The organism is Myxococcus sp. MISCRS1 (genome assembly GCF_026626605.1).
GTDB classification, from domain to species: Bacteria; Myxococcota; Myxococcia; order Myxococcales; family Myxococcaceae; genus Myxococcus; species Myxococcus fulvus.
Genome location: NZ_JAPNKB010000001.1, coordinates 7,963,324 through 7,984,491 on the forward strand (window position 1 = coordinate 7,963,324; position 21,168 = coordinate 7,984,491).

The 21,168-nt window shown below is 70.3% G+C and carries 9 protein-coding genes; all 9 read left to right on the forward strand.

What is annotated here, in order from left to right; all coding sequences use genetic code 11:
- Positions 1-4: 4 nt before the first annotated feature.
- The 9 genes from ftsW to agmC all read left to right on the forward strand — a co-directional run bounded on the left by ftsW (position 5) and on the right by agmC (position 20,985).
- On the forward strand, positions 5-1,168 hold the full coding sequence (ftsW, locus tag OWM54_RS31890; RefSeq protein WP_267699909.1) for a putative lipid II flippase FtsW: 1,164 nt from the start codon (positions 5-7) through the stop codon (positions 1,166-1,168).
- The gene (gene murG / locus OWM54_RS31895; protein WP_223748280.1) at positions 1,165-2,310 is read left to right on the forward strand and encodes an undecaprenyldiphospho-muramoylpentapeptide beta-N-acetylglucosaminyltransferase; all 1,146 of its coding nucleotides are present in this window, start codon (positions 1,165-1,167) and stop codon (positions 2,308-2,310) included. The genes ftsW and murG overlap by 4 nt, the downstream gene beginning before the upstream one ends.
- Complete coding sequence (gene murC / locus OWM54_RS31900; RefSeq protein WP_223748281.1) at positions 2,307-3,725, forward strand: UDP-N-acetylmuramate--L-alanine ligase; 1,419 nt, start codon at positions 2,307-2,309, stop codon at positions 3,723-3,725. Before murG ends, murC begins: the two co-directional genes overlap by 4 nt.
- 6 nt (positions 3,726-3,731) lie before the next feature.
- Entirely contained in the window at positions 3,732-4,667 is a 936-nt protein-coding gene (murB, locus tag OWM54_RS31905) for a UDP-N-acetylmuramate dehydrogenase (RefSeq protein ID WP_267699910.1), read from the forward strand.
- Positions 4,664-5,620, forward strand: coding sequence for a D-alanine--D-alanine ligase (locus tag OWM54_RS31910; protein ID WP_141326183.1), 957 nt, complete (start codon positions 4,664-4,666; stop codon positions 5,618-5,620). The genes murB and OWM54_RS31910 overlap by 4 nt, the downstream gene beginning before the upstream one ends.
- A gap of 559 nt (positions 5,621-6,179) precedes the next feature.
- Complete coding sequence (locus tag OWM54_RS31915) at positions 6,180-10,028, forward strand: Ig-like domain-containing protein (RefSeq protein ID WP_267699911.1); 3,849 nt, start codon at positions 6,180-6,182, stop codon at positions 10,026-10,028.
- Between the two features lie 376 nt (positions 10,029-10,404).
- Positions 10,405-11,259 (forward strand): cell division protein FtsQ/DivIB, encoded by an 855-nt coding sequence (locus OWM54_RS31920; RefSeq protein ID WP_141326182.1) that lies wholly within the window; start codon positions 10,405-10,407, stop codon positions 11,257-11,259.
- Between the two features lie 44 nt (positions 11,260-11,303).
- On the forward strand, positions 11,304-12,536 hold the full coding sequence (gene ftsA, locus OWM54_RS31925; RefSeq protein WP_046715495.1) for a cell division protein FtsA: 1,233 nt from the start codon (positions 11,304-11,306) through the stop codon (positions 12,534-12,536).
- A gap of 412 nt (positions 12,537-12,948) precedes the next feature.
- Complete coding sequence (gene agmC, locus OWM54_RS31930; protein WP_267699912.1) at positions 12,949-20,985, forward strand: adventurous gliding motility protein AgmC; 8,037 nt, start codon at positions 12,949-12,951, stop codon at positions 20,983-20,985.
- The last annotated feature ends 183 nt before the right edge of the window (positions 20,986-21,168 follow it).

The window sequence follows — 21,168 nt, forward strand, 5'->3', positions numbered from 1 at the left end:
CGGCATGAAGACCTCTCCTCCGTCGAACGCTCCCGTGCGGTTCGACCCCATCCTCCTGTGCGCGGTGCTGGCCCTGGTGACGATGGGGCTGGTGATGGTGTACTCGGCGAGCGCGGTGCTGGCGCAGGACAAGCTCGGCGACAGCCTCTACTTCTTCAAGCGGCAGGTGACGGCGGCGGGCATGGGCCTCTTCGCCATGGCCGTGGCGATGAAGGTGGGGTGGCGCAAGCTGGCGCGCTGGGCGTATCCGCTGCTGCTGGCGGCCATCGTCCTGCTGGTGCTGGTGGCCATCCCCGGCATCGGCTCGACGGCGGGTGGCGCGCGCCGCTGGATTCGCCTGCCGGGCTTCAGCCTGCAGCCGGCGGAGGTCGCCAAGTTCGCGTGGGTCGTCTACCTGTCGTACTCGCTGGCGAAGAAGCGCGAGAAGGTGGCGACGTTCTCCGTGGGCTTCCTCCCGCACCTGGCGCTGTGCGGCATCCTGGTGATGCTTTGCATGCTGCAGCCCGACTTCGGCAGCAGCGTGCTGCTGGTCTTCATGCTGTTCGTGCTGCTGTTCGCCGCCGGCGCGAAGCTGAGCTACCTGGTCGGCTCCATCCTGCTCGCGCTGCCCCTGGCCTACGTGGCGATTGCGTCCAGCCCGTACCGCATGAAGCGCATCCTGGCCTTCCTGGACCCGTGGGCCCACCGGCATGACGTGGGCTACCAGGTGGCCGAGTCGCTGATGTCCATCGGCTCCGGCGGCGTGTCCGGCCTGGGCCTGGGCGACGGTCGGCAGAAGCTCTTCTTCCTGCCGGAGGCGCACACCGACTTCATCTTCGCCATCCTCGGCGAGGAGACGGGCCTCATCGGCGTGGGTGTGCTGGTGGTGCTCTACGCCATCGTCCTGTGGCGCGGCGTGCGCGCGAGCCTGGCGGCGGGCGAGTCGTTCGGCACGTACCTGGGGCTGGGCATCTCCTCCATCATCGCCTTCCAGGCCACGGTGAACATGTGCGTGGCCATGGGGCTGCTGCCCACGAAGGGGCTGACGCTGCCGTTCGTCTCGTACGGCGGCTCGTCGCTGGTGGTGCTGATGGGCGCGGCGGGCGTGTTGTTGTCGCTGAGCGCCAGCGCGCAGGGGGCGCCGAGGGGCGCCCGGTCGGGTTCGGAGCTGAGGGAGGTGGCGGCGTGAAGGTGCTCATCGCGGGAGGCGGCACGGGAGGGCATCTGTTCCCGGGCATCGCCCTGGCGGAGGAGGTGGTGACGCGTCACCACGCCAACGAGGTCGTCTTCGTGGGCACCGAGCGGGGCCTGGAGGCGCGGGTGGTGCCGCGCGAGGGCTATCCGCTGGAGCTGGTGAAGGTGCAGGGCCTCAAGGGCAAGGGCTTCTTCTCCCTGCTCAAGGCGCTCATCGCGCTGCCCCTGGCGTTCATCGAGTCCTTCCGCATCCTCGCCCGGCAGAAGCCGGACGTGGTGGTGGGCGTGGGTGGCTACGCGAGCGGGCCGGTGGTGCTGGCCGCGTGGCTGATGGGCATCCCCACCGCCATCCAGGAGCAGAACGCGCTGCCGGGCCTCACCAACAAGGTGCTGGGCAAGGTGGTGCGGGTGGTGTTCATCGCCTTCGAGGAGGCGCGCCAGTTCTTCCCCGAGAAGAAGGTGCAGCTCATCGGCAACCCCATCCGCCGCAAGCTGATGGACAACTACCTGCGCAGCCACGTGGCGCACGAGCACTTCTCGGTGCTCGTCTTCGGCGGCAGCCTGGGCGCGCGGGGCTTGAACCAGCGGATGCTGGAGGCGCTCGACTCGCTGGGGGACCTGAAGGGCGAGCTGCGCTTCGTGCACCAGACGGGCAAGAACGACCTGGAGATGGTGCGCAAGGGCTACCAGGACAAGGGCTTCGACGCGGAGGTGGTGGAGTTCATCGACGACATGTCGAGCGCGTACGCGAAGGCGGACCTGGTCATCTGTCGCGCGGGCGCCACCACGCTGGCGGAGCTGACGGTGTGCAAGAAGGCCAGCATCCTGGTGCCGTTCCCGCATGCGACGGATGACCACCAGACGGTGAACGCGCGGGCATTGGTGGACGCGGGTGCGGCGCTGATGTTCCAGGAGTCGGAGCTGACGGGCGCGAAGCTGGCGGAGACCCTGCGCACGCTCAAGGAGCACCCCGAGCGGCTCAAGGGGATGGAGAAGAAGGCGGCGCTGCTGGGCCGTCCGGAGGCGGCGAAGGAGCTGGCCGACGTGTGCGTGGATTTGATGGTGCAGACCTGGGGCCCCAGTGGCCGCGAGCGCGCCACACCCGAAGCGAAGAAGGCGCCCAGGAGCGAGTCGTGACGAGGAACAAGCCCCCCAGTCTCTTCAAGACGCGGCACGCCGCGCAGGTGCACTTCGTGGGCATCGGCGGCATCGGCATGAGCGGCATCGCCGAGGTGCTGCTCAACCTGGGCTACCGGGTGTCCGGCAGCGACTTGAAGGAGAGCGACATCACCCGGCGCCTGACGCGCATGGGCGCCACCATCTTCGAGGGCCACAAGGCCGAGAACCTGGTCCAGGCGGACGTGGTGGTCATCTCCTCGGCGGTGCGCAAGGACAACCCCGAGGTCGTCACCGCGCGCCAGCGCAAGATTCCCGTCATCCCCCGCGCGGAGATGCTCGCGGAGTTGATGCGGCTGAAGTACGCGGTGGCCGTCGCCGGCAGCCACGGCAAGACGACGACGACGTCCATGGTGGCCACGGTGCTGAGCGCCGCGGGCCTGGACCCGACGGCGGTGGTGGGCGGCAAGGTGAACGTGCTCGACTCCAACGCCAAGCTGGGCAAGAGCGAGCTGATGGTGGTGGAGGCGGACGAGTCCGACGGCAGCTTCCTCAAGCTGCACCCGTCCATCTCCATCGTCACCAACATCGACCCGGAGCACATGGACCACTACGGCTCGCTGGAGGTGCTCCAGTCGGCCTTCGTGGAGTTCTGCAACCGGGTGCCGTTCTACGGCCTCAACGTGCTGTGCCTGGACAACCCCAACGTCCAGGCGCTCCTGCCGCGCATCGAGAAGCGCTTCGTCACCTACGGCAGCTCGCACATGGCGGACTACCGCCTGGAGAGCATCACCCTGGATGGGTTCACCACCACGTTCCAGGCGTTCCGCCGGGACGAGGCGCTGGGGGAGTTCCGGGTGCGCATGGTGGGCGCGCACAACGCCTTCAACGCGCTGGCGGTCATCGCGGTGGCGGAGGAGATGGACATCCCGCTGGAGACGGTGCGCACGGCGCTGGCCGAGTTCGGCGGCGTGCAGCGGCGCTTCACGGTGAAGGGCGAGGCGAAGGGCATCACCGTGGTGGACGACTACGGGCACCACCCCACGGAGGTGCTGGCCACGCTCGCGGGCGCCCGGCGCGCCTTCGGTCGGCGGCTGGTGGTGGCCTTCCAGCCGCACCGCTACACGCGCACGCACGATTTGTTCAAGGACTTCACCACCGCGTTCAACGACGCGGACCTGCTCTTCGTGACCAACGTCTACGCCGCCGGTGAGGAGCCGATTCCGGGCGCCACCGGTGACGCGCTGGCGGACGCGATTCGCGCGCACGGCCACCGCGACGTGACGTTCGTCCCCAAGCGCACGGACCTGCCGGCTGCGCTGCTGCCCCGGCTGCGTGAGGGGGACCTGGTGCTGACCTTGGGCGCGGGTGACATCACCCACGTGGGTCCGGACCTGCTCGGCCTGCTCGGCCATGCGGCTCCGACGAAGGGCTAGCGCGTCATGGTGGAAGCAGGCGTGAAGACGGCGCTGGCCCTCCGGTTGGAGCGGGTGCCGGACTGCGAGCTGAAGGCGGGCGAGCCCCTGGCTCCGCTCATCAGCGTCCGGGTGGGCGGCGCGGCGGAGGTGCTGGTGCGGCCGCGCTCTGGCGATGCGCTGGTGGAGGTGTTGAAGCTGGCGCGCGACGAGGGCGCGCCCTTGAGCATCCTCGGTGGTGGCGCGAACACGCTGGTGGGGGATGGCGGCGTGCCGGGTGTCACGGTGAAGCTGCCCGGGGACTTGTTCCCGGAACTCATCGACGTGGGGCCGGAGGGTGGGCTCATCACGTTGGGGGCGGGCGCGGCCATCGTGAAGCTGGTGAACGTGATGCGCTCGCAGGGGCTGGTGGGCGCGGAGTTCCTCGCGGGCATCCCCGGGACGCTGGGCGGCGCGGTGGCGATGAACGCGGGCACGAAGAACGGCGAGGCCTTCCGTGTCATCGAGGCCGTCGAGGTCGCGACGCCGGACGGGGTGGGGTGGCTGACGAAGGCGCAGGTGCCGCATGCGTACCGTCACTCGGAGCTGCCTGCTGGAGGGGTGGTGACGCGGGTTCGCTTCCGGTTGCCGCGCGGGGACGTGGCGGCGTCCAAGGTCGCGATGGACGCGGACCTGGGGTACCGCAAGCGCACGCAGCCGTTGAGCCAGCCGAACTTCGGCAGCGTCTTCACCAATCCGCCGGGTGACCATGCCGGGCGGCTCATCGAGTTGGTGGGCCTGAAGGGGCACACGCTCGGGCGGGCGCAGATCTCCACGCTGCACGCCAACTGGATTGTCAACCTGGGCGGGGCGACCGCTCGGGACGTGCTGGGGCTCATCACGCTGATGCAGACGCGCGTGAAGGAGGCCACTGGCGTCGACATGAAACCCGAAGTCAAACGCGTGGGAGTCTTCCTGCCATGACAGTCAATCGCGGCGCCTTCACGAAGGACGAGCTGAAGCACAAGCGCGTGGGCGTGTTGTTCGGCGGCCTGTCGTCCGAGCGCGAGGTGTCCCTGCGCACGGGCGCGGCCGTGTCGGGCGCGCTGCGCTCGCTGGGCTACGACGTGGTGGACATCGACGTGGGCAAGGACCTGCCCGCGCGGCTCGTCGCCGAGAAGGTGGACGTGGCGTGGCTGGCGGTGCACGGCCGCTACGGCGAGGACGGCAGCCTCCAGGGGCTGCTCGAGTCCATGTTCATCCCGTACACGGGCAGCGGTGTGCTCGCGTCAGCGATGGCGATGGACAAGGTGTACGCGAAGCAGATCTTCCTGGCGCATGGCATTCCCACGCCCGCGTATCGCGCGTTCCAGGACGAGGCGTCCGCGTTGGCCGCGGGGGACTCGCTGCCGTTCCCCTTCCCGGTGGTGGTGAAGCCCAGCCGCGAGGGCAGCAGCGTGGGCGTGCACATCTGCAAGACGCGGGATGCGTACGATGCCGCGGTGAAGGACGCCGCGAAGTACGCGGGCACGCTCATGGTCGAGCAGTTCGTGAAGGGGCGTGAGGTTCAGGGCGGCGTGCTGGACGACGAGGCGCTGGGCGTCATCGAGGTGCGTGCCGCGCGCGAGTTCTACGACTACGACGCGAAATACAAGGCGGGGACTGGCACGCAGTACCTCTTCCCCGCGCCGCTCCCCGAGGCGCAGTACGCGCGAGTGAACGAGGTGTGCCTGGGCGCGCACCGGGCGCTGGGCTGCGCGGGTGGCTCGCGCTCGGACGTCATCGTCACCGAGGGTGGCGATGTGTTCTTGCTGGAGACCAACACGCTGCCGGGCATGACGGCCACCAGCCTGTTGCCCAAGATTGCGGCGGGACGTGGCATCGACTTCCCGGCGCTGTGCGAGCGGCTGCTCGTGGGTGCATGCCTCAAGGCTTGAGCGGGCGGCTCGCCCCCTGAGTGGGGGCGGCTCGGGATGCCGGTGCTGCTAGCGCCTCGCTGATGCGGGGCGCTGACGCAAGGTGGCTCCCTTGAGCTGGGCTGCGCGTGGGCATTGCTCCCTTCACGCGGCGACGCGCTGGAGGCACTGCTTGCATCCCCGCAGATGCGGGGCACTGAGCCGAGGTGGTCCCGCCAGTCGGCCTGCGCGTGGGCGCTCCTTCATGCACGCGGCGACTCCGGACGTCTTGGTGGAACGCACTGTCCTGTGCGTGGCCCTCATGCCGCGCGCGTGAAGACTTCGGACGATTCGGCCGGCACGTTCGCTTCGGCGCGACCTGTCCACCTCGACCACCCCTGTCGTCCGCCACTGTGTGCCGTGGTGAGAGTGGAGGCGTCGTCGCGTCCTCTTTCCCAGGACTCTCAGTCTCCGCGTAGGCGAGACATGATGGCAGATGCAACGGAATGTGCGACTTTTTCGGCGCCATCCGTTCTTGAGCAGGGGCTGGATTGGGTCCGCAAGAGTGGCCCGTCGGTTCTTCACCGCGCCCCCACCTCTCATGAATGCGAACGCTCCGTGGAAGCGCAGTGTCCTGCTCATCCTGGCCCTCTGGCTGGGAGTCACCGCCTGCAAGGACTCCGAGTCCGACGACCCTCCGGTGGACGTCGTCGACTCGGGCTCGGATGCGGGGAGTCCTGACGGAGGTTCACCCGATGCCCATGTCTCGGACGGAGGAGGGGAGCCGACGGACGGAGGCGGGCCCACGTCGGATGGCGTGGGCTTCATCGGCTACACACTCCCCATGCAGGACGCGGAGCAGGTGCCTCGCAACACGCGCATCCATGTGGCCTTCGTCGATGCGCTCGACGACACCACCGTGGGACCCGCGAGCCTTGCTGTGACGGAGAACGGTGTGGCGGTGGCGGGCTCCGTCACCCATGACGCCGCCACGCGCTCCCTGGCCTTCGTCCCCGCGCGAACCTTCGCGGCCGACACGCTGGTGACGGTCACGGTCGCGACCGCGCTGCGCACCACGACAGGCAACAGCTTGCCCGGGCCCTATGTCTTCCGCTTCAGCGTGGGCGCGGAGACGGACACGAGGGCACCGACGGTGTCCTCCACCCGACCCACGCATCAGCAGCGGTACGTGGCGGTGGGCTACCCCGTGTACTCGCTCACCTTCGAGGAGCAGATGGACCCGCGGACCCTCAACGCGGAGACGCTCCGCTTCGAGCAGAAGCTGGACGACTCACCAGCCGCGCCGCTCACGGGGGCCATCTCGTACGAGCCCAGCTCCCGAACGGCCTACTTCCGGCTGAACCCGCTTCCCGCGCCGGGCGCCGTCGTCACCGGCACGCTCTCCACCCAGGCGAAGGACCTGGCGGGCAACGCGCTCACGAGCAGCTTCAGCTATTCGTTCACCCTGAGCATCGTCGCGGACAACGGAGCGCCGAGCCTCGCATCGACCTTCCCCGCTTACGGGGCGACGGGTGTCCCCGTACGCATCGCCGCCATCGAGGGCATCTTCGCGGAGCCCCTGCGCCCCGCCACGGTGAGCGTGGAGCGCTTCTATCTGGAGGAGATGGACGAGATTGGCGCGAAGCCCGTCCGCAAGGTGCCCGGCACCGTGCGCTACGATGACCGACGGATGGCGGCCATCTTCACGCCGACCTCGCCCCTCGCGTACCAGACGCGCTACCGGGTGACCATCGACGACGTGGAGGACCTCGCGGGTAACGGCTACCCGTGGATGGGCTCCAACCCCTTCTGGTTCGTCACGGAGCTCCAGCCCGCACCTCCCCAGGTGACGGGCGCGCTGCCCGTCGGGGACGCGCGCTTCGTCTCGCGCGACGGCGCGCTGCGCGTGAGCTTCGACCGTCCGCTGGACCCGGCCTCCGTCAACACCACGACCTTCTCGGTCGCGGGGCATTCGGGCCTGGTGAACTACGAGGCCTCCACCCGCACCGCCGTATTCCGTCCGGTGCCGCCGTTCGCGCCGGCCACCGGCTACACGGCCACGGTGAAGGACGTCCGCACACCCCAGGGACAGATGCTCGCCGCGCCCTTCACGTACACCCTCCGAACGGTGGACACGCGCACGCAGGTCAGCGGCGCCACGCACGGGCAGCCCGGCGGCCTGGTGTTCGCCACCGGCCCCCTGGGCACGCTGGCCGTCTGGAACGAGGACACCGGCGAGGGCGTCCAGGTGCGCGCGGCGCTCGACTCCGGCGGCGGCTACGGTGCATCACGGCTGCTCGGAGTGAGCACCTCGGCGGCGGTGGTTCCGCAGGTCGCCGTCTGGGACAACCGCTTCGCCATCTCCTGGCCGGATGCGACGGGCATCAACCAGCGCGTGGTCGCCTTCGATGGGACGACGCTCACGACCGCCGGGCCCAACACCACCGGGCGCCTGTTCAGCGCGGCCGGGCGCCTGTTCATGCTCGAGTCGAATCGCATCCGCGCCCTCTCCGGCAACCAGTGGGCGGAGGTCTTCGCCACCGGCACGCTGGGGGCGAACCCCACGTTCCTCCACAACGGCGGCGCCGTGCTGATTGCCTCCACGCCGGGCGCCAACCCCCGCGTCGCCGTCACCTATGACGGCGTCCAGTGGGTGCAGAGCTCCCTCTCGTCCCGCGCGGACGCCGACTATCTCCGCGTGGGAGACACCTTCGTCCGCGCGTGGGTGAGCGACAGGGGCACTGAGTTCTCGCGCTTCGACCGGGCCGCGCGGCAGTGGAGCGCCCCGGAGCTCATCTCCACCTCGGACTCGGACGCGGTGAAGCTCGCCACGGACGGACAGGTCATCACCGCCGTCTACGTCCACGCGAACGGCTTCCCGTACGCGGCGGACCGCGTGGGGAGTACGTGGCAGCCGGAGGTCCGGCTCGCGGAGAACTCGGTCAGCACGTTGTGGGGCGTCGCGCGGAGCCACGGCAACTTCGTGGCGCTGTGGACCGCCAGCGTCAGCACCAGCCAGCTGCGCGCCACGTCCCAGACGGGCGGCTCCTGGTCCTCGCCGGTGACGGCCACCGTGGTGACGGGGATGAGCCGCGTCCGTGACCTGCGCGTGCAGGGCGACGACCTGCTCGTCCTCACCGAGACGGGCAGCGCCACCGCCAACCATCAGGTGTGGGGCACAGCACTCACGCTCCAGGGCTGGCGACCCGCGGTCCTGCTGCGCGACTCCACGGCGGGCCGTGCCTCGTTCATTCCCATCGACTCAGGACAGGGCGTGGTCTTCGCGGCGCCCGGACAGCTCACCGTGCGCGCGTACCAAGGGGCGGGCGAGTGGGCCGAGCCCCGGCCGCTCGCGGCGCCCGCCGCCACGGGCACGGTGGGGGTGAGCTCCATCGACTTCCTGCCAGACGGGCGGGGCGTGGCGGCCTGGGAGCAGTTCGACGCCGGGGAGTGGAGCGTCTTCCTCGCCGAATACGACGGGACGTCCTGGGGGCAGCCCGTGCACGTGGCCCGTCCCGCGCGCAAGCCGCGTGTCGCTCGCCACGAGGGCCGCAGCGTCGTCGCCTATCAGCAGCCGGCCACGGGCGGGAAGCTGGACGTGCGCGTGGTGAGCTACGAGGACGACCAACTGGGCACCGCCGTCCTGCTCGAGAGCGTGACGGCCACCCAGCTCCACCTGGACATGGACCAGAGCGGCGGCGGCTTCCTCGTCGCGTGGGGCATCGCGAACGTGCGCACCTCCTACAGCGCGGATGGCCTGTCATGGTCCGCGGCGGCGACCACCCTTCCCGCGGACACCATCAACAACCGGCAGCTCGACCGGCTCGATGTCGACGCGGTGGGCGGTCAGCTCGTGGTGTCCGCGCGCCGGTTCATCGACTTCCTCGCGAGGGTGAGCCTGGGCGGCATCTTCCAGAACACCTACGGGAGCTCGGCCCACATCGACGACGCGCGGTACGTCGTCCACGGCGACACGCTGATGATGGTGGAGGGATTCTCCGACCAGATCGGCTGGCGGGCCTTCAACGGCGAGACCTGGAGCTTCCGCTTCACCCACATCCCGGAGCAGGGGGGCTACGCGCTGGTGGGCCCGTCTCCCCAGGGCCTTCGCCTGCACACGGGCAAGGCGTGGTTCCGCTGGGACGGCGCCGACTGGGTGCATGTCGCGGCGAGCAGCCGCCCCGCCAACGCCAACGAGGGCCGCATGGTCTGTGACGACAAGGGCTGTGGCGCGGTGGCGGCGTCGCCCTGGGGCTACGCGGGCCTGTTGAGCCTGTCCTACGCGGTGGGCACCGGCCCGCTCCACGCGGGGGCCACTCCGGGCGAGACCTCTACCGGCGTTCAGTACGACAGCGCGACGCTGGACTTCGAGGCGGGCACCTATCGCTTGACCTGGCACCAACTCGTCGAGGACCGCGTCACCGTGCTCCAGGCCAGCACCCGGCTGTGAGGTCCGCCACCGGGTGGGCCCGCCCCGCCTGCCCGGTGCTGGGACACCGTGTCGAAGTCCACGAGGACGGGGGCCCTCCCGCATGAGCCCGTCCGGTCGGGCCGCGGGAGGGCGGCGAGCGTTTCGAGGCGGGGATGAAAGCTCCGGTTCTCGCCGTGAGTTCACCCGCTGACGCTTCCGCGCGCGGGCTTGATAAAAGTCCCCTTGAAATCCAGCCGCTTGAAGATCAAGGTCCGCCGCCCTTCGCCAGGGGCCCGCTTGGGGCGGGAGCCTTGTTTCCTCAGGGGTGTTTCACGCGCTACAGCAACGTGGCTGTTGCCAAAAACTGGCGTGGAGATCCATCCGCGCGCAGCATGCGTGACACCGTTCCCTCACCATGGCCTTCGGACGAAGCAAAAACCGCCGCCGTCAAGACTCCGCCCAGCGAAATGAGGCGGTGAAGAGCGCGGTGCGTTCGAAGGGCCCGGGCGTCGTGAAGGTGCTGGCCCTGACGCTGACGACGGGCCTGTTGGTGTGGGGCGGGGTGGAGACGCGCAAGTGGGCGTTGTCGTCGCCCCGCTTCGAGCTGGCGGCGGTGTCCTTCACCGGCCTGGAGCGCGCCTCGCGCGTGGAGCTCTTGCGGCTGGCGGCGCTGACGAAGGGTCAGAACCTCTGGACGTTGGACACGGGGGCGCTGGAGCGCGCGATGCGCCAGCACCCGTGGGTGAAGAAGGTGGAGGTGACGCGGCGCTTCCCGAACCGGGTCTCGGTGCAGGTGTCCGAGCATGTCCCGGAGGCGCTGGCGGTGTTGGGCGAGCTGTACGTGCTGGACGAGGAGGGCGAGCCCTTCAAGCGGGTGACGCCTGGCGACGGGCTGGACCTGCCGCTGGTGACGGGGGTGGACAGGGACGGGTACGTGGCGGACCCGCAGGTGGCGCGCCAGCGGTTCCAGGCGGCGCTGGAGGTGGCGCGGGCCTACACGAGCGCGTCCCCGGGCAAGCCCGAGCGGCTGTCCGAGGTGCGGATGGAGGGGCGGGAGGTGACACTGGTGGCCGCGTCCGGCCAGGAAGTGCGCCTAGGCGAAGGAGATTCCGAGGTCAAGCTGCAGCGGTTGGCCCGTGTTCGTCGCGAACTGAGCGCGAGGGGGCTTGCAGCGGAGATCATTCACCTGGATAACCGGGCCCGGCCCGGCTGGGTGGCGGTGAAGATTTCGAGCCCCGCGTCCGAGAGGAGCGGGAGCCCGAAGCCGTAAGAGGACGCCCCTTTCACGAGAGTGGGGGGCCTGGGAGGGTTGTCATGGCGAAGCAGAAGTCGGGGGAGATCATTGTCGGCCTCGACATCGGCACGACGAAGATTTGCGCCATCGTCGGTGAGCTGACCGACAGCGGTATCGACATCATCGGTATCGGGACGCATCCGTCGAAGGGGTTGCGCAAGGGCGTGGTGGTCAACATCGAGGCGACCGTCTCCTCCATCCGCCGCGCCATCGAGGAGGCGGAGCTGATGGCGGGCGCGGAGATTTCCCACGTCTACACGGGCATCGCCGGTGGCCACATCAAGGGTTTCAATTCCCAGGGCATCGTGGCGGTGAAGGACAAGGAGGTCCGCGAGGCGGACATCGCGCGCGTCATCGACGCGGCGAAGGCGGTGGCCATCCCCCTGGACCGGGAAGTCATCCACGTGCTGCCCCAGGAGTTCATCATCGATGACCAGGGCGGCATCAAGGAGCCCCTGGGCATGGCGGGCGTGCGCCTGGAGGCCAAGGTCCACATCGTCACGGGCGCCGTGTCCAGCGCGCAGAACATCGTCAAGTGCGCCAACCGCACGGGCCTGAATGTCTCCGACATCGTCCTGCAGCCCCTGGCGAGCGCCGAGGCGGTGCTGGGCGAGGACGAGAAGGAACTGGGCGTGTGCCTCGTCGACATCGGCGGCGGCACCACCGACATCGCCATCTTCTCCGGCGGCTCCATCGTCCACACGGCGGTGATTGCGCTGGGCGGCAACAACCTCACCAGCGACATCGCCATCGGCCTGCGCACGCCCGCGCACGAGGCCGAGCGCATCAAGCAGAAGTACGGCTGCGCGCTGGCGTCGCTCATCAACAAGGACGACACCATCGAGGTCCCCAGCGTCGGGGGCCGTCAGCCGCGCGTGCTCGGCCGCCAGATCCTCTGCGAGATTCTGGAGCCGCGCGTGGAGGAGATCTTCCAGCTCGTGCACCGCGAGATCCAGAAGTGCGGCTACGAGGACCTGCTCGCTTCGGGCGTGGTGATTACGGGTGGCTCCACGCTGCTGGCGGGCATGCCGGAGCTGGCCGAGGAGGTGCTTGGGCTGCCCGTGCGTCGCGGCATGCCGCGCGGCATCGGCGGGTTGGTGGACGTGGTGAAGAGCCCCATGTACGCCACGGGCGTGGGCCTGGTCGTCTACGGTGCCAAGCACCTGGACCGGCGCATGTTCCGCATCCGCGAGGAGAACGTGTACAAGAAGGTGAAGGGCCGCATGCGCGAGTGGCTCGAGGAAATCTTCTAGCGCCTGGGACGCAGCGCGCGTCCTGTCGTAACGCGAGGGGCTCTTCCGGAAGGAGGGCCCCTCGTCGCTTTTCTGGCGGCATGCGTCAGCGGTGCCCCCTTCGTTGACGTGTCAGGGCGGCTGCCCCGCAGGGTCCTGGCAGGTCAGCCCGAGGGAGACGTGAGGGGTGGGTCATCCGGTTTCCAGAATCCGGATCCGTGATTCGGATCCGCGGGCCTGGAGGGAGGGGGGCGTCCGAGTGAACCCCCCTGAAACAGGGCGTGGACCGGAAGTGGACGGAGTGTGGCTCCTGGATTGCTATGGGCGTTCACTGCCGCACGGGCCAGTCCCTACACCCCGCGGCCCCGGTCCTATGACTCCCACATCCAAAACTCCCACTTCGCAGGTCGCGGCACGTCGTGGACGCGCTGGCTTGCCCGTCGTCGGTCTGCTGGCGCTCCTGTGTGCCGCGCTGGCGGCGCCCGCGGCTCACGCGGAGCCCGACCGCTTCCACCTCGGTAACGGAACGACGGCGCTGACGGTCAACGTCCCCAACACCGTCATCAACACCTATACCCGGGTGACGGCGGCGGTGCCGGCCGGGCAGAACTTCGTCAACGTCGCGTCCTCCACCGGCTTCGCGGTGGGCAACCTGGTGATGGTGTACCAGGCAGCGGGCCTCACGGCGCCAACCTCGGGCAGCCAGACGCCCATCGACATGTCGGTGGCGGCGAACGCCCCGGTGGGACGGTGGGAGTTCGCGCGCATCTCCGCGCTCACAGCGACGCGGCTGACCTTCTCGGCCCCGTTGACGGTGGCCTTCGCCGCGAACACGGGCACCCAGGCCATCCGCGTCCCCGAGTACACGACGGTGACGGTGAATGCCGCCGGCTCGATCGTCGCGGGGCCCTGGGACGGCACCACGGGTGGTGTGCTCATCTTCCTGGCCACTGGCGCGGTGACGAACAACGGCGCCATCCACGCGGACGGCCGCGGCTTCCGCGGCGGCATCTTCTGGAACGGCGCGGGTGACGGTTGCACTGGCATCAACCAGGCGTATCCGGGTGGCGCGCAGAAGGGCGAGGGCGTGGTGCTGTCGGCCTACGACAACACCGACCCGTTCGTCGCGGGCTCCTCGGGCTACGGCAACATCGCCAACGGTGCCGGCGGTGGCATCTGCCACAACTCGGGCGGCGGTGGTGGTGGCAGCGCGGGCGCGGGTGGCAAGGGCGGCCGGACGTGGAGCGGTGACGAGCCTCCCTCCCGTGACGTCGGTGGTCGCGGCGGTACCCAGATGATCTACTCGCCGGTGAGCACCCTGCTGTTCGGCGGTGGTGGCGGCGCGGGTCACAGCAACGACGACTTCGGCGGTGGTGGTAGCGCGGCGGGTGGCATCGTGTACATCCGCGCGGCCTCGCTGTCGGGCACGGGCCGCGTCTCGGCCAACGGTGTGGCGGGCGAGAACGCCCGGGACGACGCCAACGACGCCGCGGGTGGCGGTGGCTCCGGCGGCACGGTCTCCGTGCGCACCACCGGAAACCTGACCTGCAACAACAACCTCGTCACGGCCAACGGCGGCAACGGCGGCAGCACCACCTTCGCCGAGCACGGCACGGGTGGTGGTGGCGGTGGTGGTCGCATCCTGTTCCAGGGCGCCACCGTGGCTTGCACGGCGACTGTGACGGGTGGCCTTCCGGGCACGCAGCCCACGGCCACGGCTCCAGATGGTCTGACCTACGGCGCCATCGCGGGCGGCGTGGGCGTCATCACCACGCTCCCTGGCGCCTTCGTGACGCCGACGGCCCCGGTGGTGGTGACGCCGGCCAACGGCTCCATCACGGGCGTGCGTCCTCCCATCTCCGGCACGGCGACGCCCAACTCGTCCGTCGTCATCTCTGTTGACGGCGTGGTGCTGGCCACCGTCCCAGCGGATGCCTTGGGCAACTTCACGTACACGCCGACCGTGGACCTGGCGGTGGGCAATCACACGGTGAACGCGGTGTCCGTGCTGAACGGCGCGACGAGCGCGGTGAGCAACACGAACACCTTCACCGTGCAGAACGCCCTGCCTCCCCCGGTCATCTCCACGCCGGCCAACGGCGCGGTGCTCCTCGCGTCTCCGACGCAGATCACCGGCACGGCGTCCGGCGGCGCCACGCTGGTCGACCTGACCATCAACGGCACCACGTACACGAACATCCCGGTCTCCGGCGGCAACTGGACCTTCACGGTGCCGGGTACGCTGGCGGACGGTCTCTACAACCTGTCGGCCGTGGCTCGCGACGCGACGCGCACCAGCACGGCGACGACCTCGAGCTTCACGGTGGACACGCAGACGGTGGTCGCCGTCACGACGCCGGCCGAGGGTGCGGTGCTGACGAACCCGGTGGTGACCTACTCCGGCACGGGTGAGCCGGGCGCCACCGTGACGGTGGTGGTGGACGGCACCACGGTGGGCACGGTGACGGTGAGCGCCGGTGGCACGTGGTCGGTGCCGGTGGCGGCGCCGCTGGCCGACGGTCCGCACACGGTGACGGCCACGGCCGAGGACGCGCAGGGCCACACCGCCACGGACACGAACACCTTCACGGTGGACGCGGGCACGTCCGTTGCTGTGACGACGCCCGCTGAGGGCGCGGTGCTGACGAACCCGGTGGTGACGTACTCGGGTACGGGTGAGCCGGGCGCCACGGTGACGGTGGTGGTGGACGGCACCACGGTGGGCACTGTGACGGTGGGCGCGGGCGGCACCTGGTCGGTGCCGGTGGCCACGCCTCTGGCGGACGGGCCGCACACGGTGACGGCCACGGCGCAGGACGTCAGCGGCAACACGGCCACGGACACGAACGCGTTCGTGGTGGACTCCGGCACGTCGGTCGCTGTCACCACGCCCGCCGAGGGCGCGGTGCTGACGAACGCGACGGTGACGTACTCGGGTACGGGTGAGCCGGGCGCGACGGTGACGGTGGTGGTGGATGGCACGACGGTGGGCACGGTGACGGTGGGCGCGGGCGGCACGTGGTCGGTGCCGGTGGCCACGCCGCTGTCGGACGGGCCGCACACGGTGACGGCCACGGCGACGGACACGAGCGGCAACACGGCGACGGACTCGAACACCTTCACGGTGGATTCGACGACGTCGGTGGCGGTGACGACGCCGGCCGAGGGCGCGGTGCTGACGAACGCGACGGTGACGTACTCGGGTACGGGTGAGCCGGGCGCGACGGTGACGGTGGTGGTGGACGGCACGACGGTGGGCACGGTGACGGTGGGCGCGGGCGGCACGTGGTCCGTGCCGGTGGCCACGCCGCTGGATGACGGGCCGCACACGGTGACGGCCACGGCGACGGACACGAGCGGCAACACGGCGACGGATACGAACACCTTCACGGTGGACACGGGCACGTCCGTCGCGGTGACGACGCCCGCCGAGGGCGCGGTGCTGACCAATCCGGTGGTGACGTACTCGGGTACGGGTGAGCCGGGCGCCACGGTGACCGTCACGGTCGACGGCACCGTTGTCGGTACGGTGACGGTGGGCGCGGGCGGCACGTGGTCGGTGCCGGTGGCCGCGCCGCTGCCGGATGGTGCTCACTCCGTGACGGCCACGGCCGAGGACACGAACGGCAACACCGCGACGGACACGAATACCTTCACGGTGGATGCGACGACGTCGGTGGCGGTGACGACGCCGGCCGAGGGGGCGGTGCTGACCAACCCCGTGGTGACGTACTCGGGTACGGCCGAGCCGGGCGCCACGGTGACCGTCACGGTCGACGGCACTGTCATCGACACGGTGACGGCGGGTCCGGATGGCAGCTGGTCGCTGCCGGTGGCCACGCCGCTGGATGACGGCTCGCACACGGTGAGCGTCACGGCGACGGACACGAGCGGCAACACGGCGACGGACTCGAACACCTTCACGGTGGACACGGGTACCAACGTGGCGGTGACGACGCCCGCCGAGGGCGCGGTGCTCACCACGGGCACGGTGACGTACTCCGGCACGGCCGAGCCGGGCGCCACGGTGACGGTGAGCGTGGACGGCAACACGGTGGGCACGGTGACGGCGGGTCCGGACGGCAGCTGGAGCATCCCGGGCAACTCCTCGCTGGCGGACGGCTCGCACACGGTGACGGCCACGGCCGAGGACGCGCAGGGCCACACCGCGACGGACTCGAACACCTTCACGGTGGACACGAGCACCCGCGTGGCCATCACCACGCCCGCCGAGGGCGCGGTGGTGAACACCGCCGAGGTGACGTACACGGGCACGGCCGAGCCGGGCGCCGAGGTGACGGTGACGGTGGATGGCACCGTCGTCGGCACGGTGACGGCGGGGCCGGACGGCAGCTGGAGCGTCCCGGGCAACTCGTCGCTGGCGGATGGTTCGCACACGGTGTCGGTCACCGCGGAGGATGAGCACGGCCACACCGCGACGGACACGCACACCTTCACGGTGAACACCGCCACCACGGTGGCCATCACCACGCCCGCGGAGGGCGCGGTGCTCGACAACGGCGTCGTCACGTACTCCGGTACGGGCGAGCCGGGCGCCACGGTGACGGTGGTGGTGGACGGCAATACGGTGGGCACGGTGACGGTGAGCGCGGGCGGCACCTGGTCGGTGCCGGTCGCCGCGACGCTGGCGGATGGCTCGCACACGGTGACGGCCACGGCCGAGGACGAGGACGGCAACACCGCCACGGACACGCACACCTTCACGGTGGACACGAGCACCCTGGTCGAAATCACCACGCCCGCGGAGGGCGCGGTGCTCGACAACGGCGTCGTCACGTACTCGGGTACGGGCGAGGTCGGCGCCACGGTGACCGTCACGGTCGACGGCACCGTCGTCGGCACGGCGACGGTGGGCGCGGGCGGCACCTGGTCGCTGCCGGTGGCCACGCCGCTGGCGGACGGCTCGCACACGGTGACGGCCACGGCGGAGGACGCGCAGGGCAACACCGCGACGGACACCAACACCTTCACGGTGGACGCGGAGACGTCGGTGGCCATCACCACGCCCGCCGAGGGCGCGGTGCTCACCACGGGCACGGTGACCTACTCGGGCACGGGTGAGCCGGGCGCCACGGTGACGGTCGTGGTGAACGGCACCACGGTGGGCACGGTGACGGTCGGTGTGGACGGCACCTGGTCGGTGCCCGTGTCGACGCCGCTGGCCGACGGGCCCCACTCGGTGACGGCCACGGCGGAGGACGCCAACGGCAACACCGCCACGGACACCCACAGCTTCACGGTGGACACGGTGCCTGACACGCGCATCACCGCGAGCCCGCCCGCGAGCTCCGGTAGCGCCACCGCGGATTTCAGCTTCGAGACCGTGTTGGCCGACCCGAACGCGACGTTCGAGTGCTCCATCGACGGCGGCGCCTTCACCCCCTGCACCAGCCCCGCGCAGTTCACGGGCCTGGCGGACGGGGAGCACACCTTCCAGGTGCGCGCGGTGGACGCGGACGGCGACGTGGACCCCACGCCGGCGAGCTTCACGTGGACCATCGGCCTGGACTCGGATGGCGACGGCCTGACGGACGCGGACGAGATGGCTCGCGGCACGGACCCGAACAACGCGGACACGGACGGCGACGGCATCTCCGACGGCATCGAGGTCAACGTCGGCGGGACGGACCCGCTGGACGACGACTCGGATGACGACGGCGTGCTCGACGGCAACGAGGACAAGAACCACGACGGCATCGTCGACCCGGGCGAGACCGACCCGAACAAGGCGGACACGGACGGCGACGGGCTGCAGGACGGCACGGAGCTGGGCATCACCGAGCCGCAGGGCACGGACACGGACCTGGACGTGTTCATCCCGGACGCGGACCCGACGACGACGACGGACCCGCTCAACCGGGACACCGACGGCGGCAGCGTGTTCGACGGCAACGAGGACACCAACCACAACGGCCGTGTCGACCCGGGCGAGACGGACCCGAACGTGGCAGCGGACGACCTGGACTCCGATTTGGACGGCGTCCCCGACGCGCGCGAAATCGAGCTGGGCATGGATCCGCATGACGCGGACTCCGACGACGACGGCGTGCCCGACGGCGAGGATGGCCTCACCGACACGGATGGGGACGGCGTCATCGACGCGCTCGACCCGGACAGCGACAACGACGGGCTGAACGACGGCACCGAGCGCGGCGTCACGCGCGAGACGGCGGGCCCGGGCACCAACCTCGACTCGCCGAACTTCGTGCCGGACGCGGACCCCACCACCACCACCGACCCGAAGAACCCGGACACGGATGGTGACGGCCTGCGCGATGGCGAGGAGGACAAGAACCACGACGGCCGCCGTGACGCCGCGGAGACCGACCCGAACGACGCCGACTCGGATGACGACGAGCTGAGCGACGGCGTGGAGGTGAAGGGCTCCAACGCCACCGACCCGCTCAACCCGGACACCGACGGCGATGGCCTGCGCGATGGCCAGGAGGACGCCAACCACAACGGTGGCCTCGACAACGGTGAGACGAACCCGAACGACGCCGACACCGACCGCGGTGGGGCGAGCGACGGTGACGAGGTCGAGGGCGGCTCCAACCCGCTCGATGGCAACGACGACTTCGTCGTGGTGGGCCGTGGTTGCAGCACGGGCGGCGCGGGCACCTTCGCTCCGCTGGCGCTGCTGCTGCTCGCGCTGCCCCTCTTCGGTCGCCTCCGCCGCTCGTCGCGGGCGGTGGCGGCGGGTGTCGCCGGAGGCCTGGTCCTCGCGGGGACGCTCGTGGCCCAGCCTGCCCACGCGCAGGTGACGCCGCCCCGGGGCGCGTCGCAGTCCATCGACGTGCAGCGCTACAAGCCGGGCCCGGGCGCCGAGGACATCCTCGGTCTGCACAGCGCCCGCGTGCAGCGCCACCTGGGCCTCAACCTGGGCCTGTCGCTCAACTACGCCAGCAAGCCGCTCAACTTCCTGGACCCGCGCTCGGACCGCTTCATCACCGCGGTGGTGAGCCGTCAGGTGGGCATCGACCTGATGGGCGCGGTGGGTCTGTTCGACCGCTTCGAAATCGGCGTGGTGCTGCCGGTGACCATCCAGGGCTCGGACCCGGCGCCGCAGGTGGACGCCTCGCTGGCGGATGGCGTGAGCTCCGGCGGCATCGGTGACCTGCGGCTGGTTCCGAAGGCGCGAATCATCGACGGGGAGAACTTCGGGCTCGCGCTGGCGGTGCCGGTGGTGCTCCCCACGGCGGGCGGCAACGACTTCCTCGGAGGCTCGGGGGTGGCGGTGCAGCCGAAGCTGGTGGCCGAGTACGGGCAGCGGGTCCGCTTCGCCGCCAACGTCGGCGTGGACCTGCGCGAGAAGCAGGTGCTGCGCAACCTGACGGCGGGCAACGCCTTCACCTACGGCCTGGGCACGGAGATTCCCTTCACGCTGGGCCGCGTCCCGCTCGCCGCCGAGGCGACGGTGATTGGCGCCATCGGTCTGGACGAGCAGGACACGGAGGAGAGCCCGCTGGAGCTGCTCGCCGCGCTGAAGTACCGCTCGGCGAAGGGCTTCTCGGCGCACCTCGGCGGTGGCCCGGGCCTGACCCGCGGCTACGGCACGCCCGGCTACCGGTTGCTGGCGGGCTTCAGCTTCAGCCCGCCGCCGTCGCCCAAGCCGACGGCGCCGCCTCCGCCGGTGGACACGGACGGCGACGGCCTCTACGACCCGGACGACCGCTGCCCCACGCAGCCCGAGGACAAGGACGGCTTCGAGGACGCGGACGGCTGCCCGGACCCGGACAACGACCAGGACGGCATCCTCGACGGCGACGACCAGTGCATGAACGAGCCGGAGACGAAGAACGGCTTCCAGGACGAGGACGGCTGCCCCGACGTGGCGCCGCCGGTGGACACGGATGGCGACGGCATCTTCGACCCGGATGACCGCTGCCCGAACCAGCCCGAGGACAAGGACGGCTTCCAGGACGAGGACGGCTGCCCGGACCCGGACAACGACAGGGACGGCATCCCGGACGTGGCGGACAAGTGCCCGCTGGAGCCGGAGACCATCAACGGCGTCCAGGACGAGGACGGCTGCCCCGACAAGGGCAAGGTGAAGGTCCAGGTGGATGGCGAGCGCATCCTCATCCTGGAGAAGGTCTACTTCGCCACGGGCAAGGACATCATCCTGCCGCGCAGCTTCCCGCTGCTGAAGCAGGTGGCCGCGGTGCTTCGCGCCAATCCGCAGGTGGAGCTGCTGCGGGTGGAGGGCCACACGGATGACCAGGGCAACGACGCGGCCAACCTGGACCTGTCGCGCCGCCGCGCCGCCAACGTCCGCGCGTTCCTGGTGAAGGAGGGCATCGACGCAGGCCGCCTGGAGTCGCAGGGCTTCGGCGAGGCGAAGCCGGTGGACACCAACAAGACGGCGAAGGGCCGCGAGAACAACCGCCGCGTGGAGTTCACCATCCTGCGCGTCGGCAAGGTCGAGGTGGAGCGCGAGAGCCCCTGAGCTGACCTGAGCTGGAGCTGAACCCCGAGGGTGGTCCCGGAATCCTGTCCGGGGCCACCCTCGGTTTTTGTCGCGAGACGCGTCCTCCACCATGCGTCCTGGGCGCCTGACGGTGCGTGAAGACCCGTCACGCCGGGGTGGGGGACCCGCCAGGGCGCGCCGCCTTTCGCGAGTCAAGGGGCG